The organism is Porphyromonas vaginalis, assembly GCF_958301595.1.
Lineage (GTDB): Bacteria > Bacteroidota > Bacteroidia > Bacteroidales > Porphyromonadaceae > Porphyromonas > Porphyromonas vaginalis.
Genome location: NZ_CATQJU010000001.1, coordinates 1,932,350 through 1,955,282, shown reverse-complemented (window position 1 = coordinate 1,955,282; position 22,933 = coordinate 1,932,350). Strand labels below are relative to the sequence as shown.

18 protein-coding genes and 2 pseudogenes are annotated in these 22,933 nt (G+C 52.7%); 9 read left to right on the top strand and 11 right to left on the bottom strand.

Annotated elements, in window-relative coordinates:
* Positions 1 to 54: 54 nt before the first annotated feature.
* Both Q2J34_RS07595 and Q2J34_RS07590 read right to left on the bottom strand, forming a co-directional pair.
* Positions 55 to 381 (bottom strand): annotated as a pseudogene (locus Q2J34_RS07595) (tyrosine-type recombinase/integrase); the annotation flags it as partial.
* 1 nt (position 382) lies between these two features.
* Positions 383 to 677, bottom strand: a pseudogene (locus Q2J34_RS07590) (Arm DNA-binding domain-containing protein); the annotation flags it as partial.
* A 581-nt stretch (positions 678 to 1,258) separates the two neighbouring features.
* Between Q2J34_RS07590 and Q2J34_RS07585 the strand changes: the two are divergent.
* From Q2J34_RS07585 to Q2J34_RS07550, 8 genes are all read left to right on the top strand, one after another.
* Positions 1,259 to 1,903, top strand: coding sequence for an HmuY family protein (locus tag Q2J34_RS07585; protein ID WP_298888392.1), 645 nt, complete (start codon positions 1,259 to 1,261; stop codon positions 1,901 to 1,903).
* 121 nt (positions 1,904 to 2,024) lie between these two features.
* Complete coding sequence (locus tag Q2J34_RS07580) at positions 2,025 to 3,983, top strand: TonB-dependent receptor plug domain-containing protein (protein WP_298888395.1); 1,959 nt, start codon at positions 2,025 to 2,027, stop codon at positions 3,981 to 3,983.
* Positions 3,984 to 4,016: 33 nt separating this feature from the next.
* Complete coding sequence (locus Q2J34_RS07575) at positions 4,017 to 8,291, top strand: cobaltochelatase subunit CobN (protein ID WP_298888397.1); 4,275 nt, start codon at positions 4,017 to 4,019, stop codon at positions 8,289 to 8,291.
* 3 nt (positions 8,292 to 8,294) lie between these two features.
* Positions 8,295 to 8,999, top strand: a complete 705-nt coding sequence (locus Q2J34_RS07570; protein WP_298888399.1) for a hypothetical protein — start codon at positions 8,295 to 8,297, stop codon at positions 8,997 to 8,999.
* A 31-nt stretch (positions 9,000 to 9,030) separates the two neighbouring features.
* Positions 9,031 to 9,648, top strand: a complete 618-nt coding sequence (locus Q2J34_RS07565) for a MotA/TolQ/ExbB proton channel family protein (RefSeq protein WP_298888401.1) — start codon at positions 9,031 to 9,033, stop codon at positions 9,646 to 9,648.
* Positions 9,632 to 9,970, top strand: coding sequence for a DUF2149 domain-containing protein (locus Q2J34_RS07560; protein WP_004331057.1), 339 nt, complete (start codon positions 9,632 to 9,634; stop codon positions 9,968 to 9,970). The genes Q2J34_RS07565 and Q2J34_RS07560 overlap by 17 nt, the downstream gene beginning before the upstream one ends.
* Positions 9,971 to 10,356: 386 nt before the next feature.
* Positions 10,357 to 10,776, top strand: a complete 420-nt coding sequence (locus Q2J34_RS07555) for a helix-turn-helix domain-containing protein (protein ID WP_300969307.1) — start codon at positions 10,357 to 10,359, stop codon at positions 10,774 to 10,776.
* Positions 10,777 to 10,787: 11 nt separating this feature from the next.
* Complete coding sequence (locus Q2J34_RS07550) at positions 10,788 to 11,744, top strand: IS3 family transposase (protein ID WP_300969308.1); 957 nt, start codon at positions 10,788 to 10,790, stop codon at positions 11,742 to 11,744.
* Positions 11,745 to 12,139: 395 nt separating this feature from the next.
* Here the strand turns inward: Q2J34_RS07550 and Q2J34_RS07545 are convergent, their stop codons facing one another.
* From Q2J34_RS07545 to Q2J34_RS07510, 8 genes are all read right to left on the bottom strand, one after another.
* On the bottom strand, positions 12,140 to 13,357 hold the full coding sequence (locus tag Q2J34_RS07545; RefSeq protein ID WP_300969589.1) for an ISL3 family transposase: 1,218 nt from the start codon (positions 13,355 to 13,357) through the stop codon (positions 12,140 to 12,142).
* A 288-nt stretch (positions 13,358 to 13,645) separates the two neighbouring features.
* Entirely contained in the window at positions 13,646 to 14,701 is a 1,056-nt protein-coding gene (locus Q2J34_RS07540; protein WP_300969785.1) for an IS3 family transposase, read from the bottom strand.
* Complete coding sequence (locus Q2J34_RS07535) at positions 14,698 to 15,078, bottom strand: transposase (protein ID WP_298888683.1); 381 nt, start codon at positions 15,076 to 15,078, stop codon at positions 14,698 to 14,700. Before Q2J34_RS07535 ends, Q2J34_RS07540 begins: the two co-directional genes overlap by 4 nt.
* A gap of 178 nt (positions 15,079 to 15,256) precedes the next feature.
* On the bottom strand, positions 15,257 to 16,213 hold the full coding sequence (locus Q2J34_RS07530; RefSeq protein ID WP_004330960.1) for an NAD-dependent epimerase/dehydratase family protein: 957 nt from the start codon (positions 16,211 to 16,213) through the stop codon (positions 15,257 to 15,259).
* A 64-nt stretch (positions 16,214 to 16,277) separates the two neighbouring features.
* Positions 16,278 to 16,937, bottom strand: coding sequence for a DedA family protein (locus Q2J34_RS07525; RefSeq protein WP_298888242.1), 660 nt, complete (start codon positions 16,935 to 16,937; stop codon positions 16,278 to 16,280).
* A gap of 23 nt (positions 16,938 to 16,960) precedes the next feature.
* A complete protein-coding gene (locus Q2J34_RS07520) occupies positions 16,961 to 18,658 on the bottom strand; it encodes a glutamine--tRNA ligase/YqeY domain fusion protein (RefSeq protein ID WP_300969782.1) in 1,698 nt (565 codons plus the stop codon).
* Positions 18,659 to 18,747: 89 nt separating this feature from the next.
* On the bottom strand, positions 18,748 to 19,383 hold the full coding sequence (locus Q2J34_RS07515) for a hypothetical protein (protein WP_300969781.1): 636 nt from the start codon (positions 19,381 to 19,383) through the stop codon (positions 18,748 to 18,750).
* A gap of 15 nt (positions 19,384 to 19,398) precedes the next feature.
* Positions 19,399 to 20,865 carry a CCA tRNA nucleotidyltransferase gene (locus Q2J34_RS07510; protein ID WP_298888248.1) on the bottom strand — a complete coding sequence of 489 codons (1,467 nt, stop codon included), beginning with the start codon at positions 20,863 to 20,865 and terminating at the stop codon, positions 19,399 to 19,401.
* A gap of 368 nt (positions 20,866 to 21,233) precedes the next feature.
* On the opposite strand from Q2J34_RS07510, the gene Q2J34_RS07505 reads away from it, so the two are divergent.
* Positions 21,234 to 21,494, top strand: a complete 261-nt coding sequence (locus Q2J34_RS07505; RefSeq protein ID WP_293965001.1) for an RNA recognition motif domain-containing protein — start codon at positions 21,234 to 21,236, stop codon at positions 21,492 to 21,494.
* A 176-nt stretch (positions 21,495 to 21,670) separates the two neighbouring features.
* On the opposite strand, the gene Q2J34_RS07500 is transcribed toward Q2J34_RS07505, so the two are convergent.
* On the bottom strand, positions 21,671 to 22,552 hold the full coding sequence (locus tag Q2J34_RS07500; protein WP_300969780.1) for a fructose bisphosphate aldolase: 882 nt from the start codon (positions 22,550 to 22,552) through the stop codon (positions 21,671 to 21,673).
* Positions 22,553 to 22,933: the final 381 nt, after the last annotated feature.

Below are 22,933 nucleotides of genomic sequence, written 5' to 3'. Positions count from 1 at the left end.
AAAAGTTCGCTATTCACTAGAGCAAGCCAATCTCTTATGTGGAAGAACGCCTATTTACAGAGGCTTTTGCATCAACCTCTTCATATCCCGTGCAATCTTTTGGTCGGTGACTTGGGCATAGATTTGCGTGCTGGCAATAGACGAATGCTCCATCATCTTATCGATGCTCTCGATAGGCACACCAGCCTCTAGCGTTAGCGTGCCGAACGAGTGTCTTGCACAGTGCCAAGTCAACGGAGTACGGATGCCACATGCCAACCCCACGGCTTTGAGATGACGGAGTAGCTTCCAGTCGATCATTGTATCGGGGAATATCTTGTAATCCCCTCTGCTCTGCTCCTTCGTGTAAAGGGCGAGTATCTGCTCCGCTATCGGATGCAAGGTCCTTGATGTCAGTCGCTGTAAAGACAACCCCTCGCTCACAAAGGGTTTGATAAAGCCGACTGCGCCGAGAGAAGCAAGCGCTCCAACTTGCCATTCGTTGTCACAGCTTCACGACTCTTGCCGTTCAGCCTGCTCTCACGAGCATTCCACAACTTGGGGTCGCACGACAGCTTGCAACGGAATTGAGCGATGGTTCGTCCATAGGTTATCCGCCCCATAATCGGAGCTTGCCCTGACCTATCCAATCCGCTCTTTTTGAGGTAGAGCAAAACCTTCATTTTGTCTGTTTGCATACGCTTCTGTTTTTATGGTCAAAGTTACCCGTTCCCGAAGTGTTCTCAGCCATGCAAAGCATTGTATATCAGAGCAACAGAGCCAGAAATACAGAGGATTCCCTTATCGAATACTCTTCCGTCAGTTACCTACTTCTACCTCTTCGTTACCATTCGGAGAATGGGCTAACGATTTGGTAACGGAACTTCTGCTCAAATCCACGCTTTCTGCACTTTACCTCGTAGCGCAAACCACTGAGATATCGTGCAAACCCATCTCATTTCCATTTACTTACCCGCAATCCTCTCCCTAATGCCCTTCCCCCTAATAGTTCCTCCCTTGGAACTCGAAAGTTCCTCCCTTGGAACTAAAAAGTTCCAAGGCTGGAACCATTATGGAACTTTTACAACTGCACCCGTCTCCCCATACGAAGCAACTAACGATAGCATGGCGGTCTGCTCCGTAGTATAGGACGCTTATGGCCAAGTATTAGGGCAAAACAAACTTAAATACCAATGTTTAGGTATTGATTTGCGTAGGCTCTCCTTCATACCTTTGCATAGCAATCAGACAACCAGTTTTTTCTAAGCAAATAAAGTATATGAAGAAGACAATCCTACTCTCTCTAGCGGCGCTTATGACGCTGCTACTATGTGCTTCGTGCAACAAGGACAATAACGAGCCGAAGCCTGCGACCAAAAAGATCGTCGTAGACGCTTCCGACTACACGAAGTGGGTCTACATCAACTTTGACAAGGGCGAAGTGGTCAACGTATCCGCTCCTGAGACCGATCTATCATGGGATCTAGGTCTGCACCGCTACGACTTCAAGACCAACGGCGGTACCTCGGGCAAGGGCCAGGGCGCAGCCTTTCGCACCACCCAAAAGGATCTAATGGGTAACATACCTACTCCTAAGGATAGCGAGTGGACGCTAGACCGTGAGGGTCTGCTCCTGATGAAGTTTGGTGCCAACAAAGATGGCAAGCACGATATAGAGTACAAGAAGCAGTCGGCCAACTTCCTCCTCACCTCAGAGCCTAAGGGCGGTGGGAAAGGATACCTAAATAAAGGTATCATCAGCAGTGAGGGTATGCCTCCCAAGGATACGGTAGATCCCTCTGTCTTTCTCGTACGCTCGGCAGCTGGTCAGATCGTTCGCGTCCGCGTCCTAGACTGTCTGAGTGCTACGAAGAAGAGGGGATACATCACCCTAGAGTATGCCATACTGGCAGACAAAAAGTAATCATCCCTTACCAGCTCGGAGCTACTAGAGAGACCGCTCTCTGTGGCTCCGAGCTTGCTTGGCTCTAAGCGTCTCTTAAGCGCACTGAGCCTATTCCCTTTTACGCCCTAAACTTTACTATATGAAAAGGTCTCTATACACCCTCCTCTCCCTACTCACCCTCGCAGGGGCTCTCTCCGCTACCCCACTCCCTCAGGACTCGACACTCGTAGACAGTACGAAAGTCAAGTGCCTTAACGAGGTAGTCGTCACGGGTACCCGCACACGCTGCCCCATGAAAAACATCTCCATACCGATCCGCGTCGTCTCACCCAAAGAGATCGAGGCGGTGCAGGCACGATCTGTGGAGGATCTGCTGCAGATGGTGCTCCCTGGCGTGCAGACGAGCACCCACGGCACGCAAAACCGGATGAGCATACGGGGGCTCTCGGCAGACTACTACCTCTTCCTCATAGATGGCGAGCGTATGACCAACGAGGGAGCCTCCAGTAGCGTAGACCTAGAGCGTATAGACCCCTCTTCGATAGAGCGCATCGAGATGCTACAAGGCTCTAGCTCGGCTCTCTATGGGAGCAATGCCATAGGCGGCGTAATCAACATCATCACGAAGCGGAGCCACAAGAAGCTCGACGCTACGCTCTCAGGTCACTACGACACGGAGAGCATACAGCGCTACAACGGTCGTCTGGTGATGAGACTGGGGCGTGTGACCAGCACCACAACGGGTGGCTATGCCAAGCAGCATGACTACGAGTTGCCAGGAGTTAGTGCCGACAGACCACGCACCATGCCAGGCTTCTACACCTTTAACATTGGAGAGAAGCTTCGCTACCTTTCCCCAGACAAGCGTCTCTCGATCACCGCTACGGGACGCTTTCACTCACGCATGCAGAACTTTGACGATAAGGAGAAGAACCGCTACCAAAGCCCCACTGGCAATCTGCAAGTACTCTACAAACCCACCGACGGACACTCCATAGAGACCAGCTACCACATCGAGGGGTACAAGCGAGACAAGTACTTCTTCCTCGCCACAGAGGAGGAGGGGCCCTGGGAGCCACAGTTTAACTACCTAACGCAGACGGCACGCATGCAGTACAACTACGACCCCTCAGAAGATCCCTACAAGCCGACCTTCAATGCGGGCGTCGAGATCCTCCACGAGAGCCTGCGCAGCGTACAGGTGACCAATCTCAATGACGTACACCGCGCCTCGACCAAGACACTCTACGGGCAGATGCTCTGGCGTATGGACAATAACTGGAGTACTACCGTGGGCCTCCGGCAGGATATGCACTCGACCTATGGCACGCACCTGACACCTCGTCTGTCGATCATGTGGCGCAATCGAAACTACGCCCTACGCATTAGCTATTCCGAGGGCTTTAGGTCGCCTTCACTCAAGGAGCTCTTTATGGACTGGGACCACAGAGGTATGTTTCGCATCAAAGGTGCCAAAGACCTCAAGCCGGAGATCAGCCACCTCGTGATGATCGCGCCTGAGTACAACAACTCCTTTATGAACCTCTCCCTCTCGGCCTCCTACAATCGTATCAACAACCGCATCTATACGCGTCCCGAGCAGGAGGGCCGTGTACTCCAATATCGCAACGGGGAGAAGCCCCTAGACCTGTGGAGCGGTACGGCGATGCTACGGGTCACACCCTTCGCAAACTTTGATATCAATGTCAACTACGCCTTCGTCCTAGAGCAGATGAAGGTGCAGGGCAAGACGCAATCCTTCCATATCCGCAGCACGAGACCGCACCACATCAATGGCTCCGTACAGTATGGACACCGCTGGGGCTCGTACACCCTCTCGGGGCAGGTCTCAGGGCGTTACCTCAGTGGCGTTACCTCTGCCGTCTATGACAATGCCAGTGACGACTATAAGTACGCCACCTATCCTGGCTACGCGCTCTTTAGGGCAAGCGTCACGCAGCGCTGGCAGACCCTCCTAGACCTTAGCTTGACGCTGGGTTGCGACAACCTTTTCAACTATATGACTCCGATCATCGAGCAGGGCGCGTCGCTATCGCCTGGACGTAGCTACTTCGTTTCGCTCTCACTGAACTACTAAAAAGGGCTTTCCCCCTACTAAGACTCTCTCCCTATGACTTTCTCCAAGAAGCATCTCTACTACATAGGAGCACCAGTACTACTGATACTCATCATCCTCGGCGCCTATCTCTTGTGGCCTAAGCCTGTGCGGGTCGCTTTGGTCAATATGCCAGACTTCGTAGCCTCTCGTATGGCGGCTGCGACCGACAAGAAGAATGTGCGCCTCACAGCCGTCACCGAGCTCTCGGAGCTGAAGAACTACGACGCCATGATCGCCTTCGGCATGGGGCTCAAGTGGACCGACGAGGACCGTGCGCTGATCAAGCAACTAGGCGAGGAGCGCGGACTGAAGTACCTCGCCTACATGACCACGACGCCAGAGAATAACATCTCTAACCTAGACTCGCTACAGCAGGAGACGCTGGTGTCTTATCTGGCCAATGGCGGTACGAGCAACTACCGCTCGGCCTTTAACTACATCCGTAAGGAAGTACTCGGCAAGTCGCTCCGCACGGGGACTATCGAGGAGCCGATAGAGTACGGCTACGACCTACTCTTTACGGACGAAGACCCCGACCTCGCCTTCGATAGTGTAGAGAGCTTTCAGAAGTTCTACAATGAGCATGGCTACAAGGAGGGAGCTCCTCGCATTGCGCTCTTTACGGGCATCGCAGGTCCCTTCGGATCGAGCCGAGACTACTTGGACGAGTTGATCGGAGCGTTGGAGGATTCTGGCTTTAACGTCTACCCCATCAGTGCGATGACACGCCGACTGGAGTTCCTCACGGAGATCAAGCCACAGGCGGTCATCTACTTCGCCCACGGACGCTTCGGTGGCGACCCCGCCATCGCTTGGCTCAAAGAGCACAACGTACCCATCTTCTCTCCGCTCCTCGTATCGGAGCTATATGACGACTGGATCAAAGACAAGCAAGGCATGTGGGGCGGTTACCTCAGCCAGACGGTCGTAACGCCTGAGATAGATGGCACAATCCTCCCCTTTGCACTGGTGACACTGCGAGAGAACAAGCAGGGCTTTAAGGAGTTTCACACGATCCCTGAGCGTCTGCCCGACTTCTGCTCACTACTCCACCGCTATGTCAAGCTACAGACGATGAGCAATGCGGACAAGCGCATAGCACTCTTCTACTTCAAGGGCCCTGGACAAAACAGTCTCGTGGCGCAAGGTATCGAGGTGGTGCCATCGCTCTACAACGTCCTGAAGTATCTACAGAGCCAAGGCTACGACCTGACAGGCTTGCCCGACACGGAGGAGGCTTTTGCCAAGGATCTGATGTCTCGTGGTGCCCTCTATAACAACTATGCGGAGGGCAACAAGCAGATGATGCTACACAGCAACTACCCCGCCTTTGTCTCGACGCAAGAGCTGACGCAGTGGATCGACGATACCTTCCCTCCTGCACTCAAAGACAGCATAGAGACTCGCTATGGGTCGATCCCAGGGCACGACTTCGTCTTAGAGCGTGACGGTGTCGAGGGCATTGCCGTGACCCGACTCACTTATGGTAAGGTAGCACTCCTACCTCAGCCAGGGACTGGCAGCGGAGATCTAGACTTCAAGATGGTACACGGCTCTACCTCCGTACCCACTTACCCATACATAGCGAGCTATCTATGGGCTCGTAACGGCTGGCAGGCTGACGTCTTGATGCACTTCGGTACCCACGGCAGTCTGGAGTTTATCCCCGGCAAGCAGGTAGCGCTGAGCAACTACGACTACACCGATAGGCTCGTACGTGATCTGCCACACATCTATTACTATACGACAGCAAATGTCGGCGAGTGTATGATCGCCAAGCGTCGCTCCTACGGGCAGGCAGTCTCTTACTTAGCTCCGCCCTTTATCGATACGCAGCTAGACAAAGAGATGCAACCGTTGCGCGACTTGACCGACCGCTATCTAGCTTCGGAAAAAGATGACGATGCACTCTCCAAGCGGATCAAAGAGATGACCATCGTTAAGGGCTTCCACAGAGACCTCAAGCTAGACTCCACGATGAGCAAGCCCTACACGAGAGAAGAGATTGAGCTGATTGCCAACTTTGTTGATGAGCTAGCTCACGCCAAGATCGTGGGCGGTATGTACACGACGGGTGTCCCCTTCAGCTCAGAGAAGATTCGCTCTAGTGTCCGCCTCCTCTCGGTCGACCCAATAGCCTATGCACTGGCTCAGATAGATAAGTCTCGCGGACGGATCACCGACGCTCAGATCAAGGACGATGTCTACTTCAACGCTCACTACCTCCGTCCTGTGGACCGCTTTGTGGCTCGTGTTCAGGATCGAGAGATTGCCGCAGGAGAGGTCGATGCACTCATTCAGTCGCTAGGCGTTAGTAGAGCCGAGCTGGCACGTGCCGATCAGTTCCTCAAGGCGCAACAAGAGGAGAGTGCACAGTCCAGTATGATGGGCGGTATGCCTGCAGGTATGATGGGTGGTGACAAGGCAAAAGCTAAGCCACAGGGCAAGCCTAGTGGGATGCCCAGTGGTCACCCAGGAGGTATGCCAAAGAATATGTCCAAAGGAATGGGTGGCGGTATGCCTCCTCATGGCAAACCCGCCAGCGCTGAGACGAAGCAAGACCCCAAGCTGGTACTCCTCGCCGAGGGAGTCAGTCTGTTGCGTCGCTCCGTGGCAGAGATACCATATTATAAGCGTATGCTGATCACTTCGCCACAGCTCGAGCTAGCTTCGCTCGCCAATGCGCTCAGTGGAGGCTATACGGCACCTTCGCCAGGCGGAGACTTCATCGCTAGCCCCTCCGTACTACCCACAGGGCGCAACCTCTACGCCATCGATCCCGAGATGACACCCACAGCAAAGGCATGGGAAGACGGACAGCAGCTAGCCGATGCGCTCCTAGCCGACTACCGCTCTCGTCACAACGACTCCATACCACGCAAGGTGAGCTTCACGCTCTGGAGCAGTAGCTTCATCGAGAGCGAGGGTACGACCATCGCTGAGATCATGGCGCTCCTCGGTGTCGAGCCCGTGCGTGACCGCCGTGGCAAGGTGATCGACGTGCGCGTCATCCCTATCAAGGAGCTCGGCAGACCTCGTGTGGATGTGGTCATACAGACCTCGGGCCAGCTCCGAGACATCGCAGCCTCCCGCCTCTTCCTCTTGCAAAAGGCTATGGATCTCGTGGCAGAGACCAAGGATGGCAACACACCCAATCAGATAGCCCTCGGACGTGTCGAGGCGGAGCGTGTGCTCCTAGAGCATGGCGTACCCCCCGAGCAGGCTCGTAAGCTTAGCGGCAAGCGCATCTTCGGCGGTCTCAACGGTGCCTACGGTACTGGCATTCAGGAGATGGTCGAGAGCGGTGACCGTTGGGAGAAAGAGAGTGAGATTGCCGAGGTTTACATGAACAATATGGGCGCCATCTATGGCGACGAAGAGCTTTGGGGCGAGACCGCCAAAGGAATCTTTGAGGCAGCTCTGCAAAACACCGATGCCGTCGTCCAGCCCCGTCAGAGCAATACGTGGGGCGCGCTAAGTTTGGATCACGTCTATGAGTTTATGGGCGGACTCACCCTCTCCGTGCGTCACGTCACGGGCAAGGACCCCGAGGGCTACTTCACCGATCTGCGTAACCGTCGTCGTGTCAAGACGCAGGAGATCAAGCAGGCTATCGGCGTCGAAGCTCGCACCACAATCCTCAACCCCACCTATGTACGTGAGCAACTCAAAGAGGGTGCGGGAGCAGCAGACGCTATCGACGAGACCATCCGCAATACCTATGCGTGGAACGTCATGAAGCCCTCAGCCATCGACAAGGAGCTCTGGGATGCCCTCTACGATATGTATGTCGTGGACAAGCATCAGCTCGGCACCGTTGACTTCTTCGAGCGCAACAATCCAGCAGCCCTGCAAGACCTCACCGCCTCCATGATGGAGACCATTCGCAAGGGTTACTGGCAGGCGACTGCTGAGCAAAAGCAGACCATCGCTCAGCTCCATGCCGAGAGCTTGGCAAAGGCGGGTGCTGGTTGTAGCGGTATGGTCTGTGACAATGCTAAGCTACGTAAGATGATCCAGGATCAACTCACACCCGAGCAGCAGCAAGGGTACACCGCCGCCCTAGACAAGGCACTCAAGGTGACCTCACAGTCTGACCAAAAGCAGCAGGTACTCTCGAAGGACTCAGACAAGGCACAGGGCAAGAAGCAGGCCGCTGGCGCTGCCTCTGCAGAGGATCAGGATCATCTCTACACGACCGAGGTGGTCATCATCGGAGGCGTCGTACTCGTCCTCATACTGGTGCTCTCTCTCCTTTACAGCAGACGTAAGAAGCGTACGAAGTAAGAGATGCTACTCATCGTTTCCATCTTTGCGCTCCTAGTGGCGCTCACCACCACAGCCGTACGATCTGATCATAGGGTGCGACTAGCGCATGCACTCCTATACATCGTCGGCTTGGTGGCGACCCATCAGGCAACCCTGCGAGTGAGCAAGCTTGCCCTCGACGCTATGCTACGTCAGGCGGAGCAGCTCTCTACACTAGCCATGATGGTCTCGCTAGAGCTACTGCTCACGATGGCGGTCGTCACCTACCGACCCGCACACCGCTCTCTGCGTATGATCTATCATCGAGAGGGACTAGTCGTAGCGGTCATGACCGCCTGCCACCAGATAGCCGTATGGCTCCCCTCGCTACTGATGCTACCTGCGCTATGCTACCTGAGGAGCTTTGTCATCTACAGCATGCCCGGGGTCCATTACTGGGCAGTGACCATAACCTTTGCTGTGGTGCTCCTCCTACTCATCGAGCTGACACCTCGCCTGATACGTGATCGAGAGTTCCTCCGTCTGCTCGCCATGCTCTTGGCTGGGGTGCTAGCCGTGGGTAGCGTCATAGCCTACATCCTCATACCAGAGCACACACAAGCACCAAATGTCCAGCTAGACAGCTCCTCGCCTAGAGAGCTATGCATACTCCTAGCGACCCTCGCTAGTGGCGTCCTCATCGGCTATTTAGCCATGCTCATCAAGGCAAAAGGCTCACGCAAATAAGATAAGATTGTTACACACACAACAGATTACTATGAAGTTTATTTCAGACACCATGTTTCTCCTCTCCAATGGTCTCCTCATACCGGTGATCATTGGGCTACTCCTACTCTTCCTCCTAGCCCTCCTCATGCTGGGCGGACTCATCGAGCGGGCACAGCGCTACAAGCGACTACAGCAACGCTACTTCTCCCATCAGCGTGAAGACGCTAGCGCACTACTCGGCAGACTGCGCCAAGAGCTGGGCGGTGAAAGTCCAAAGACAGCACGGCTAGACCTCTTTGAGGAGCTACTGCGCTCCCTCCTCGTGGCTCCCGCTGCTGAGCGCAACCTACTCATCGGCGAGTATGAGCTACGCCTCGACAAGCGACTCGTCTACCCGCAAGTCTTGACCAAGTTCGGTCCAATCCTCGGACTAATGGGTACCCTCATACCAATGGGGCCAGCGCTCGTCGGGCTGAGCAGTGGCGATATGGCGACTATGGCGTACAATATGCAGGTCGCCTTTGCAACCACCGTGCTGGGACTCTTCGTCTCCGCCATCGGCTATCTGACCTTGCAGAGACTCCACCGCTATCACCACCAAGAGCTCATCTACATCGACTACATCGACGAACTCCTAACCCAAGCAGAAGATGAGACGAAGAAGTAAGCGACGCACACTGCGCCACGATGACACCGATCCATCATCGCTCGTGAGCAACCTCTTTGACGTGGCAATGGTCTTTGCCGTGGCACTCATGGTGGCACTGGTCACGAAGTTTAGCATGACCGAGATGCTAACGCAGGAGGACTTCACCATCATCAAGAACCCCGGCAAGGACAATATGGAGATCATCTCCAAAAAAGGCTCCACCATCGAGCGGTACACACCGACCGACAGCGAGGACGCCTCCAATCAGCGCCGCGGCAAGCGCGTCGGCATTGCCTACGAGTTGGAGAATGGCGAGGTCATCTACATCCCCGAGGAGTAGAACGGGCCAAACAGTTCACAGACCATAAGCCTCCCCTAACCTATCGCTAAAAGGGCACTAACCAGCCGCTAAATAGCCGCTAAATATCAACAGCCCCCACGGCTCTCTACGACCAGAGAGACGTGGGGGCTGTCGTTTGTGCCAATGCTTCGCTCGCTCTCCGTAGAGACAACCGCAAGCCCCTCGGCTGAAAAACTTCGTTTCCCCGTGTGACCATTTAGTTTCATACCGAAGAAACTGGAGTTTCATACCTAGGAAAGCAGAAATCCCTTCCTTGGGAAGACTTGCTTCCTCCCTAGGGATTTCTTCGTCCCTCCCTTGGGATTGAAACTTTCCTCCGTTGGATGTCTTACCCTGAAAAAAGTTGACTCGTAAGTAATATAACTATGAGTACAATGAAACAGACAAAAGACACGAAGTCGAAGCCCACGAAGGGATCAACAAATCGCCCAACCAAGGGACATGCCACAACGGCCGAACGGCTTGAGGCACTCAAGCGCTACTACGTAAATGGCTATTCAATCAAGATTCTAGCGAGCCAGTATCAGGTAACATCATGTACGATTCGCAATTGGATTCGTATCTTTGAGCAAGAAAACCCTGAAGTGGCTAAAGCTATGAACAAAAAGAGAATACCCCCACGATGCACCCCCTCTGAGGAACTCAGCAAGGACGACTATGTCGCTCTGAAAGCACGTATCATGGAGCTCGAAAAAGCTCTTGACCAAGCCTGCTTAGAGCGAGATGTCTTCAAGACCTGCTTGGAGGTGTACAGCATCGATGAGCAAAAAAAAAATGGCCACTAGTTGTGACAGCTGTGAAAGATCAATATGAACATCCAATCAAGCAGGTCTGCAAGGCACTGAACAAGAGTCCACAAGCCTATTACAAGTACCTCAAGTCCGACACGCCCTTGAGAGAATCTGAGCTTGAGTTTATAGTGATAAGCTATATTGTGGAAGCACGTAAAAGCAATCCAGGTATTGGAGGCGTATCGCTTTGGATGCAGTATTGCAGGGAGTGGGGAGCCCGCTATCCCGTTGGCAGAGATAAGTTTGTGAGCTACATACGCAAGCACAAGCTCTACGTCCGCATACCGAGGCGCTACAAAGCTCCCCGCACCACGGACTCCAGCCACGACCAGCCCACCTACCCCAACCTCGTTCGGGACCTTATCCCCGATGGTCCAAATCAGGTGTGGAGCAGCGACATCACCTACATCCCCTTGGAGCGAGGGGACAACAGGGTTGAGTTCTGCTTCTTATCCCTGATTTTGGATAACTATACGAAGGAGATTGTGGGCTATAGTCTAGGGGACAGTCTCGCCTCAGAATACCCCTGCGAGGCACTAAAGCAAGCCCTCAAGCGGCTCCCCAGAAAGGACGCTTCCGATCTCATTCACCACTCCGACAGAGGCACTCAATATGCCAGTCTGCAGTATACTAAGATACTCAAGAAAAGAGGAATACAGATCAGCATGACAGAGTCAGGAGAACCCAAAGAGAACTCCCAGTCAGAGCGGGTGAACAGCACCATTAAGAACGAACTCTTAATGGGCAAAGTGTTCCATAACATCTCTGAAGCGGAAAGTGCAATCAGCAAAGCTATAGAGACTTACAACACTACTCGCCCTCATATGAGCATCGACTATATGACCCCACAAGAAGCTAGGGAATGTACGGGTCCCCTGAAGAAGCGATGGCGCAGCTATCGTGAAGACGCGATTCAGAAAGCTCGAAAAGACAAAGAGTCAAAGGAGCTAGTAACCAGCTAAATAGAACTTATATCAGCAAATAAAGAAGAGACTGGATTTTTCATTTTCAATCGGAACACAAAGAGCGGCAATGCACCTGACACACCAAACGCCCTCCGCTATGCTACAGGCGTTTGGCTTAGTCAGTTGCATTACCAACGGGGTGTTTGTCCGATTTGAAAAAAGAAAAAAAACAAGCCCGGGGTATACCACGAAAAACTACCCCAAATTGCCAGAGTCAACTAAAATCAGTATCTTTGAAAAGTCAAGACAACTCATTCTAGTTTGACGACGAAAACGATGTCAACCGACATCCGTTTTAACAAAAAAAAAGTCAACCATTTTCAGGGAACCACATGGAACGAAACATTTCCAGCGTTGGAAAAGAAACTTTCCTACCTTGGAAATTTTATGGATCATCCGAGATTTTGTGTGATGACCTGATCGTGGAGAGCAAAAAGTCTTAGTTGAAAGTAGTCCATATCTCTGTATCCGTAGGCAACCCTTTTGAGGACTTTGATTTTGTTATTGATTCCTTCGACCACTCCATTGGAAATGGGGTGGTCATACCAATTTAGAATGCCCCATTGATAGAGCCTGATGGTTTTAGCTATTTGTTTGACATGCCTGACACCCGAATCATCTGCTTGTTCGAGCCACTTCTTTAAAAACGACTCAGCCTTTTCTTTTGAGATCTGCTGCCAGAATAGTCTAAGATCTTCCTTAAGGTAATATGCTATAGCTAGAGGCTTGTTCATAGCCAGCACATTCTCTAGTCTTGAGCGATGATACGTATCCATTACGTCCGCTCCATTTGCTAGAAGTAAATACCTAACTCCTTTGATAACCTTACGCTTATTGAGATCTGTCTCCTCCCTATATAGATCTTTGCGAAGGACATCGATCTTCTCATTCATCAACTTCATAATATGAAAGTGATCTAAGACTATCTGAGCTTTAGGTTGATACTCCATCACTGCGCTTATATAGGCTGGGGAAAGATCGCAACTGACCGCTTCAAGCGTTATCTTTCTTCGTTTGAGCATTTCCCAAAAAGGAGTTAGGGCTTCTTTGTCTTTGCCTGGATGACTATAAACAATCCGTTCCGTATCATGGTCTACGACAATGGTTTCGTAAATGTGTCCTTTTCTAACAGCAAACTCATCGATGCCGATGCGTTTGAGTCCTTTTAAGCTGGGGCTTTTGTATCGCTTGTTTAGGTAGTCTTTATGGATGCTTTTGATTAGATCCCAGCCGACACCTAGATGGTTCGCAACAGCTTTAATCGTTCCCATTCTAAGTAAGTCAATGACATGCTGCGCAAATCTATAGGTATAGGACTTGCCTTTCAATATTCCAGGAATCTTTTGCCAGCCGTCCCAATGGCAAGAGGTACATTTATAGCGTTGGTTCGTCAGATTGATGTAGCAACGGCGGGAGCCAATAGGTAAGGTTTGTATCTGTCGCGCTCTTGTTCCATTCTTGAGCAAGGTGTAGGAGTGGCATTGGGGGCAACAAAGAAGCGTACGTCTGGGGCGTACGTGTATGATTGTTTTGGTACCTTTGTACTCACAGCGAGTACCGACAACGTCTCGTATTCCAAAACTGTGATATAGGAAGCTGGTTTCTATCATAATAGTACCGAAATAGTAATGGTTAACTTTTTCAAAGGTACTAAAGATAGAGCCAGCTTCTTTCTTAGCCCACGATCAGGTCATCACACAAAATCTCGGATGATCCAATTTTATTTTCCACCGTTGGAAAAAAAGTTTTCCAAGGTAGGAAGCGTTTTGGAAAGTTAACAAAAGCACCAGCCTCCCCACAGAAGGCTGTCCTCTTCCTGAAAAAAGTACACAGTTGGGAAGGTATTACTGAGATGGTACTCGGGTCATTTTTGTTAGTCCTGTGAGTGTACTCATTTGTTAGTTTTGCTCTTGCTGGGGTACACGACTTGTGGTCGTTTTTACTGCGGAGGTACACAAAGATAGGTCTTTGTGTGGAGTTAAGCGGCATGAGCTCGGAGATTTGAGGCTCGGAGCTTTTGGTGAATTGTTCTTAGATGTCTGTTTCTTAGAGGGTTGTGTGGTTATAGGGTTGGGGTAATCTGGTATGAGCATCTGCATCGGAGTCTTCTTGTTGATGGCTCGATGAGGACGCGCTGTGTTATAGAGAGCAATCGTTTGCGAGAGGATCTCTCGAACTTGATCTATGGGCTTATCCTCGAAGTTGTAGAGCCAGTCGTTCTTGATGATCCCGTTAAGTCGCTCTGCCATAGCGTTGTGGAGAGGGTTGCCTGTCTGGGTGACACTGGTTACGATGCCTAGGCTGGCCTCGTAGTCGGTCATCTGCTTGGAGACATATTGACAGCCTCGGTCGCTATGGAAGATGAGCCCTTTGAGGTCAAAGCCATGCTTCTGGTAGAAGTCAACGGTCTGTCTTAGTGCGTTGTAGGGGCCCTCTGTGGAGAGCGTGGGCTGCAGGTCAAAGCCGGTGATGATGCGGCTATAAGCGTCCATCGTCAGGGAGAGATATGCGAAGCCCCCTAAACATTTGACGTAGGTTATGTCTGAGACGGTGAGCCGGCAATGGTCAGTGGCAATGTATTTAGGGGTGGTGTTCAGGTGATCTTGGAAGCCGTGATTGACCACGCCTTTGGTCGTCTGGGGTGGACGCTTGCGCTTGCGACTTCTCAGCAGCATATCGTTGGCTCCTAAGACTTTGTACAGCCAGTCGCGACCTACTTGGAAAGTCCCTTCGAAGTATTCGTTGGTACACTGCTGAAGGGTGTCTACGCCTGCCCTGTGGAGCTTACTTCGCACATACTGGCAATAGTGTAGGACGGAGGCTACTTTGACATCTTCGTCTTGCTCGGTGAAGGTGTGCTTGTAGTAGCCTTTGCGGCTGACTTCTAGTAGCTGACAAAGGTAGGTTATGGAGAGCTTTTGATCTCTCACTTTGGCGTGTTCAAGCTGTCTCACGGCTGCAAATCGGTCTTTTTTTTTAGATCAATATGGTAGCGATTCAGGACCTCTTCGAGTAGTGTCTTGTTGACTAAGGCTTTGCTCTCAGCCTGGAAAAGGGCTGCTTTGAGGCGAGCGTTTTCGCGCTTGAGTTCTGCGTACTCTGGATCTACGTCTTTGTTCTTGTTTGTCTTGCTCATAGTGCTACTGCTGCTTTGGTTGGGTAACTCTACTCCAAAGGTACGCAACCAATTTCGAATGGTGCGTGTGGTAATGCCGTAGCGCTGGCTGGTCGTGGCGATGCTCTCGCCAGTGGCTAGGAGGTCATCAATGACTCTCCACTTGAAATCTAGGGGATATCCCTTTCGTCCTCGGTTACTTTTTTCTTCTTTCATAGTTGTTGGGGTTGGCTTCCCAACTGTGTACTATTTCAGGAGAGGACAGGCGACTATGCGTTCGCTCTAACCGAGCCTTCCTCTAGAGGAACAAAAAAAAAGCGTCACCCCTGAGCGAACTCAAGAGTGACGCGTGTGGAGGAGACTGTATCAGTCTCTGGGGATCTGTGCGGATGGCTTACTTGCCGTAGCGAGCGCGTAGCACCTGGATCATATCCTGACTCATGGTGTCGAGGTCGTAGTGTGGCTGCCAGTCCCACTCACGACGAGCGCAGCTGTCGTCGAGCGAGTTAGGCCACGACTCAGCGATAGCCTGACGCAGTGGATCGACGTCGTAAGTCATCTCAAAGTCGGGGATGATGCGCTTGACAGCGGCTGCGATCTGGCTAGGCTCGAAGCTCATCGAGGCAATGTTGAAGGAGTTGCGATGTACCAGTCTCGTAGGATCGGCCTCCATGAGCTGCACCATAGCGTGCAGAGCGTCTGGCATATACATCATATCCATGTAGGTACCCTCCTTGATGGGGCAGACGAACTTGCCCTCCTTGACGGCTGCGTAGTAGATCTCTACGGCATAGTCCGTCGTACCACCACCAGGTAGCGTCACATTGGAGATAAGCCCAGGGAAGCGTACCGAGCGGGTGTCTACGCCGAAGCGCTTGTGGTAGTAGTCGCTAAGTAGCTCACCAGCTACCTTGGTCACACCGTACATAGTCTTAGGACGCTGGATCGTGTCCTGAGGAGTCTTGTCCTTAGGTGTCTCATTACCAAAGGCTCCGATAGAGCTGGGAGTAAAGACGGCACAACCCTTCTCACGAGCTATCTCTAGGACGTTAAAGAGTCCACCTAGTCCGATGTGCCATGCGAGCTGAGGCTTGGCCTCTGCTGTAGCACTCAGGAGAGCTGCTAGGTTATAAATGGTATCGATCTTGTACTTGTCAACGATGGCTGCTAGCTGAGCTGAGTCGGTGATGTCGGCAAGCTCTGCGGGACCACTCTCGAGGAGCTCGCCCTTAGGAGGCATTGCAGCGATGTAACCGGCTACGACTGAACCATTCTGGTACTCACGACGTAGTTTCATTGTCAGCTCGGAGCCGATCTGACCGGTCGAGCCAATGATCAATATATTCTTCATGTCTTTATATAGTTGAGCTTGTTTTGCAGTACAAAGGTACCTAAAATGAGATGATTAATAGCTTTTAGTCTGTGATCAAATTACGGCGACGCTTACGCTGTACCTGCTTGACTATATAGATCGCCAGCAGCAATAGCACAATCGCCAGTATGGAGTAGCCGATGATGTGGCTGTACTCGCTCGCCTTAGCGACCACCTGCTCCTTCGTCTCGATGCCAGGAACACGCGAGAGGAGCACGCCGATGAGCGCAAGGATAGCATTCCACACTCCAGCCCCCAGAGCCGTATAGCCCACAAAGGCACCTAGCGGCATGCGGGCTAAACCAGCGGGAATGGAGATGAGCTGACGAATGCCGGGTACCAGACGGCCTACGAAAGTGGAGACAGCCCCCTTGCGAACGAAGTATTCGTTGGCACGGTCGAGCTTCTCGGGGCTCAGCAGGAGCATACGCCCCACTCTACTGCCAGCAAAGCGGTAAACGATAGGACGCCCCAGCCACATGGCTAGGTAATAGTTGATGAGTGCCCCCATGATCGCTCCGCTAGTGGCAAAGAAGAGTACACCCACCACGCTCATCTCTCCATCTGTGGCGGCCAGAAAGGCTGCGGGTGGCACAACCACCTCACTCGGGAAGGGGATAAACGAACTCTCGATGGTCATCAAGAGGAAGACCGTCCAGTAGTTCAGGTGGTCGAAGAACCAGAGAGTCAGCTGTTCCAGCATACTTTTCTAAGCGGGGAAGCTCTCTAGCGTCGATCCTTGAGTGATACGGTGCGGTTGAAGACTAGTGCGCCTGGACGGCTATCGGGATCGACCGTAAAGTAGCCGACTCTCTGGAACTGCAAGTGGTCTCCCACCTGAGCGTCTCGTAGGCACTCCTCGACAAAGGCGTGCTGCACAATGAGCGAGTCGGGATTGAGATGGTCCTTGAGCTCCTCAGCAGGGATACCTGAGGGGTCTTCCTCTAGGAAAAGTCGGTCATAGAGACGTACCTCAGCATCTAGTGCGTAGGCCGTAGAGACCCAGTGTATGGTAGCCTTGACCTTGCGGTTGCTACCCTCCATGCCTGTTTTGCTGTCTAGGTAAACTTCGGCAAGGACGGCCGTCACATTGCCCTCGGCATCCTTTTCGCAGCCAGTACACTTGATGATGTAGCCACCACGTAGGCGCACGTCCAAGCCACCAGGCGTAAGGCGATAATACTTCTTAGGAGCATCCTCCATAAAGTCGCTCCGATCGATCCAGAGCTCACGCGTAAGGTGCTGGATATGCGTACCCTCCGATAGATCCTCAGGGTTATTGACCATCTCTAGCGCCTCATCGTGACCCTCGGGGAGATTGGTCAGGATGAGCTTGACAGGGTCTAGGACAGCCGAGACGCGTGCAGCGTGCTTGTTGAGATCATTGCGCACGGCATGCTCTAGGAGCGAGAGATCAATCGTACCCTCATAGCGGGTGTAGCCAATCATGCTGACGAAGTCACGGATCGACTGTGGCGTGTAGCCCCTACGACGCAAACCGCAGAGGGTCGGCATGCGGGGGTCGTCCCAGCCAGTGACTAGTCCCTGCTGCACGAGGCTGAGGAGCTTGCGCTTGCTCATCATCGTGTAGGTGAGGTTGAGGCGGTTGAACTCAAACTGATAGGGTCTGTAAGTAGTGCCCTCGGGCATCAGGAGCTCCACAAGATAGTTGTACAGCGGACGATGCGGTACGAACTCCAAGGTACAGATCGAATGGGTCACACCCTCGAAGTAGTCGCTCTGTCCATGCGCGAAGTCGTACATAGGATAGACCTGCCACTCTGTACCAGTGCGGTGATGCGGACGCTTGATGATGCGGTAGATGATCGGGTCGCGGAAGTGCATATCGTCCGAAGCCATGTCGATCTTAGCACGGAGCGTCATAGCACCCTCGGGGAATTCGCCCGCATTCATACGGTGGAAGAGGTCCAAGCTCTCCTCAGCAGGACGATCACGATAAGGGCTATTGATACCAGGGGTCGTGGGCGTACCCTTCTGCTGAGCAATCTCCTCAGCACTCTGCTCATCGACGTAAGCATGCCCCGTCATGATAAGACGCTCGGCAAAGGCGTAGAGCTGTGGGAAGTAGTCCGAAGCGTAGCACTCCTTACCCCACTCGAAGCCGAGCCAGTGTATGTCCTCACGGATAGCGTCTACGTACTCCACATCCTCTTTGATCGGGTTGGTATCGTCGAAGCGTAGATTGCACACGCCCCCATACTTCTGAGCAATGCCGAAGTCAATGCAGATAGCCTTAGCGTGACCTATATGTAGGTAGCCATTTGGCTCTGGTGGGAAGCGTGTCTGCACACGTCCATCGTACTTACCGCTCTGGATGTCCGCTACGACAACCTGCTCTATAAAGTTTAGTCCCGTGCTCTCTGCGCCATTGCTTGCAGCATCCTCTAGTGGAGTCTTGTTCATTGCGTCTATATCTTATCGGAGGCCCTTGTGCCGTGAGGCAGCCTCCCTCGGTTATCTATTTGGATACAAAGGTAGATAAAAAAAGCACGCTACTCGACGTTGCTGGGCGTGCGACCCGCTAAGGTGAGGCTAAAGCCGTAGCGATAGCGGTGAGCACCATCGCTCTTGTGGATCATCTCTTGCGTCTGCTCCCACTGCTTGACCCATAGAGGACGTACCTCTTCACTCTCCTCCTCGGTACCCTCGTGGGGCATCTCGACTAGGGCAACCTCGACCTGCTCTTCGGGGGCAATCTCCGTCTGTAGGATGTAATGTATCAAGCTCATCGCCAGCATATCGAGCCACAGTTCGCGTGGCACCTCCACGGGCAAGCCCTCGAGCCTTTGATCCAAGCTGGGGTCTGTCACAATGAGTGTCAGGTAGCCCTCACGCACCTCCTCTACGGGTATGCCCATAGGGTACTGCAGCGACACCTCCATGTGAAAGTTTTCGTCCGCCACCAGCTCGGCAAGGCGTAGCGAGAGTGCCTCAAAGAGTGCGTCAGCCTGACTATTTGTATAGAGGAGCTGTGGGTAAGCCCCCTCAAAAGGCAGCTGCTCGTAGAGCGTGCGCCATGGGTAATAAGGGAGGAAGTGCCCCACGGGGGCCGTGGGCATATAGATATTGTGTGAACCAAAGTGATGTGGCTCAGCTAGCTCTTCGGCTATCTTCGTCTGATCTGTCATAGTTCTGTCTTTCTTTCAGTCATTAGTAGGTTGTGCGGGTTCACCCTCTTGAGGCTTGAGTCCACGCTCTGCAGCCTCTTTGAGCAGTAGCTCACGAGCTGGCTCATATTCGTTGGGTATCTCACCGTCGAGGATTGCATTCTTGATCCGCTCCTTAAGCGTCCCCACGATCTGCGAGGGCGGGATGCCAAAGAGACGCATGATCTCTGCACCATCGATCGGAGGCGCGAAGTTGCGAATGCGATCCTTCTCCTCCACCTCTTGGAGCTTGCGCCGTATCAGCTGATAGTTGTCTAGGACCTGCTGTACGCGCTTGGGGTTCTTGCTCGTCACGTCGCTCTCCACCAGCGTCATCAAATCCTCTATATCATCGCCCGCGTCAAATAGCAGACGACGTATTGCCGAGTCGGTCACACCCTCATCGACGAGCGACGAGGGACGCATGTGCAGGTCGACCAACTTAGCGACATACTGCATGTGACTGTCCAGCGGGAGCTTGAGGCGGCGAAACATACGCGGCACCATCTTAGCTCCTATATAGTTATGATTGTGAAAGGTCCATCCCAGCTGCGCATCCCAGCGCTTGGTCTTAGGCTTCGCAATGTCGTGCAGCAGAGCTGCCCAGCGAAGGTAGAGGTTGTCACTCTTTGCGGCCAACTGGTCGACTACCTGATAAGTGTGCGCTAGATTGTCCTTGTGCCCTACCCCGACGACCGTCTCGGTGCCTCGCAGTAGCTGCACCTCTGGGAGGATCAGCTCCAGTAGGCCCGTCTGCTCCATCAGGGATAGCCCCACACTGGGACGCGGTGAGAGCATGATCTTGTTTAGCTCCACGATGATACGCTCTGCAGAGACAATCTTAATGCGCTCTCGAAGCTTCACAATAGCATCAAAGACCGCATCATCGATGAAGAAGCCCAGCTGCGAGGCAAAGCGCACAGCACGCATCATACGCAGCGGATCATCATCAAAGGTGACCTGCGGATCGACCGGCGTACGGATCATATAGTCCTGCAGATCCTCCAGTCCGTAGAAGGGGTCTACCAGCTCGCCATAGGTGCGTTCGTTGAGCGAGATAGCCATCGCATTGATCGTGAAGTCTCGTCGCTCCTGATCATCTTCGAGCGTACCATCCTCGACGATCGGCTTGCGACTATCCCGCTGGTAGCTCTCACGACGCGCTCCGACGAACTCCACCTCCACGCCCTTGTAGCGTAGCTGCGCCGTACCAAAGTTCGCAAAGACATGCACCTGGCACTTCGGTCCTATCTCCCGCGCTACCGCTTTAGCTAAGGCTATTCCACTACCGACGCAGACGATGTCTATATCATTGCTAGGACGCTGTAAGAAAAGGTCACGCACCCATCCACCGACCACATAGGTCTCCAGATCGAGCGTATCAGCCACACGCCCCACCAGGGCAAAGACTGGATGGCGCAGGTACGGGCTGTAGTCAGCGTAAGGGTCAAAGGGTATCGACATATCTATCTCCTCTATATGGTAAACGAAGGCTGTCGCACAAGCACTGCAGCCTCAGATGAAGCGTTACAAAGGTAATACAAATTAGAGAGTGTGACGTTAGGACGCTATCGAATAGATTGTCAGTTCAATAATTATACTTACATTTGCACTCAGCAAACGGAGAAAAGCATCGACGGCTATGGCACACATTAAGAATTTAGATAGTCGCCCTTTCTCGCCCGCTATGTGATGACGACACAACATCGCCGTGACAATAGATGGCAGTACGGTAGCAAATCAGACAGTTTGAGATCTGTATCACATTCGTGAGGTGTCTCTCTCTCCCCAATGCTTCACTAATTATTTTCCCTTTTTCCCTTTTCCCTTTTATGACCCTATATTTAGGCAACTTGAGCTACCGAGTTCGTGAGAACGACTTGGAGCAACTACTCGGCGAGTTTGGAGAGGTCTCCAACGCTCGTGTCGTCATGGATCGCGCCACTGGGCGTTCACGCGGGTTCGGCTTTGCCGACATGGCAGACGAGGATGCTCGTCGTGCTATCGAGGCACTTAGCGAGCAGGAGTTTGAGGGGCGTCGTCTCCTCATTCGTGAGGCTGAGGATCGTCCTCGCCGCGAGAAGCGCTTCTAAGAAGTCTCTGAGCCGATTCGAGCCGTTGTGAAGCGAGACTAGACATCTTCATCTCACGATACGGTATGGAGCGCGTTGCCTAGCAACACGCTCGGTATAATCTAAGCCAATCCAATCAAAGAGGAGCTACCACCCCTTCGGGCGATAGCTCCTCTTTTTACGTATCTATAATAGGTTTACTTGATAGAAGCCTGATAGACGTCATCGACCGACTTCTCGATCGTAGCGTTGAACTCCTCATCGCTCTGCTGTGCCGTCAGGCCCTCAGCCAGTGCACGAGAGAAGGATGCGATCACACCCTTATTGCGAGCGAGTAGCTCATTAGCGTACTCACGGCTATAACCACCCGATAGAGCCACTACACGAAGCATATTAGGATGCTCGATGACCTCCTTGTAGAGATTATCCTCCGTGGGGAGCGTGATCTTGAGCATGACAGGGCGATCCAGCTTGTCTAGGTGTGCGAGTAGCTCACGCTTGAGGATCTGCTCTGCCTCTGCCTTGTCGGGGCAGTGTATGTCCACCTCAGGCTCTAGGATAGGCACGAGATCATGAGCTAGGATCTGCTTGCCCCACTCAAACTGCTGATCGACGATAGCCTTGATACCCTTCTCATTAGCCTCCTTGATGACGCTACGCATCTTGGTGCCGAAGATATGGTACTTGGTAGCATCCTTGAGCAGATCATCGAGTCCGGGGAATGGCTTCATCAGCTGTACGCCATCCTGTAGCTCCTGTAGTCCCTTATCGACCTTGAGGAAGGGGACGATGTGCAGCTTCTCCCAGAGATAGTCCGCCGTATTCATACCGTCGATCTGAGCACGCATCGTGCGCTCGAAGAGGATCACACCCACGAGCTTGCCCGTAGCAAAGGCTGGGCTTTTGATCATACGTGTACGCATCTGGTGGATCAGGTCAAACATCTCCTCCTCATTCTTCCAGGCCTCCTCAGTTAGGCCGTAAGCCTTCAGAGCCTTGGGCGTTGAGCCACCACTCTGGTCGAGCGCTCCGACGAAGCCACGACCGCTTTTCATCTGTTCTAATTGCTTCTGATTCATATTGTGTAAAAAGTAAGTTAGACGCTTGTCATGCACTTGGCTCTTCAGTAAAGAAGGTCGAGACGCAGTTCATCCGCCACACGTCTCTGCCGTAAGCTCTTCAAAGGTAATAAAAATAAGTCACACAGCCCAATCACGTGCCCCTGCTCGCAACTCAAGTGATCCGATGAGACGTGTAACGATTTGACGGGCGAAGCGGGGACGACTCCTGTAGGGACGCTCGGCTTGAGCGTCCGTTGTGTCAAAGGTTACAGCGTCAAGGTTTTAACGGGGAAGGACGCACGAGCCGTGCGTCCCTACAAAGGGCTACACGTCTCGCTTTGACACGAACGCTATACGATAAAAGACAAAGTCTGGACTTGACACGAGGTCAAGCCCAGA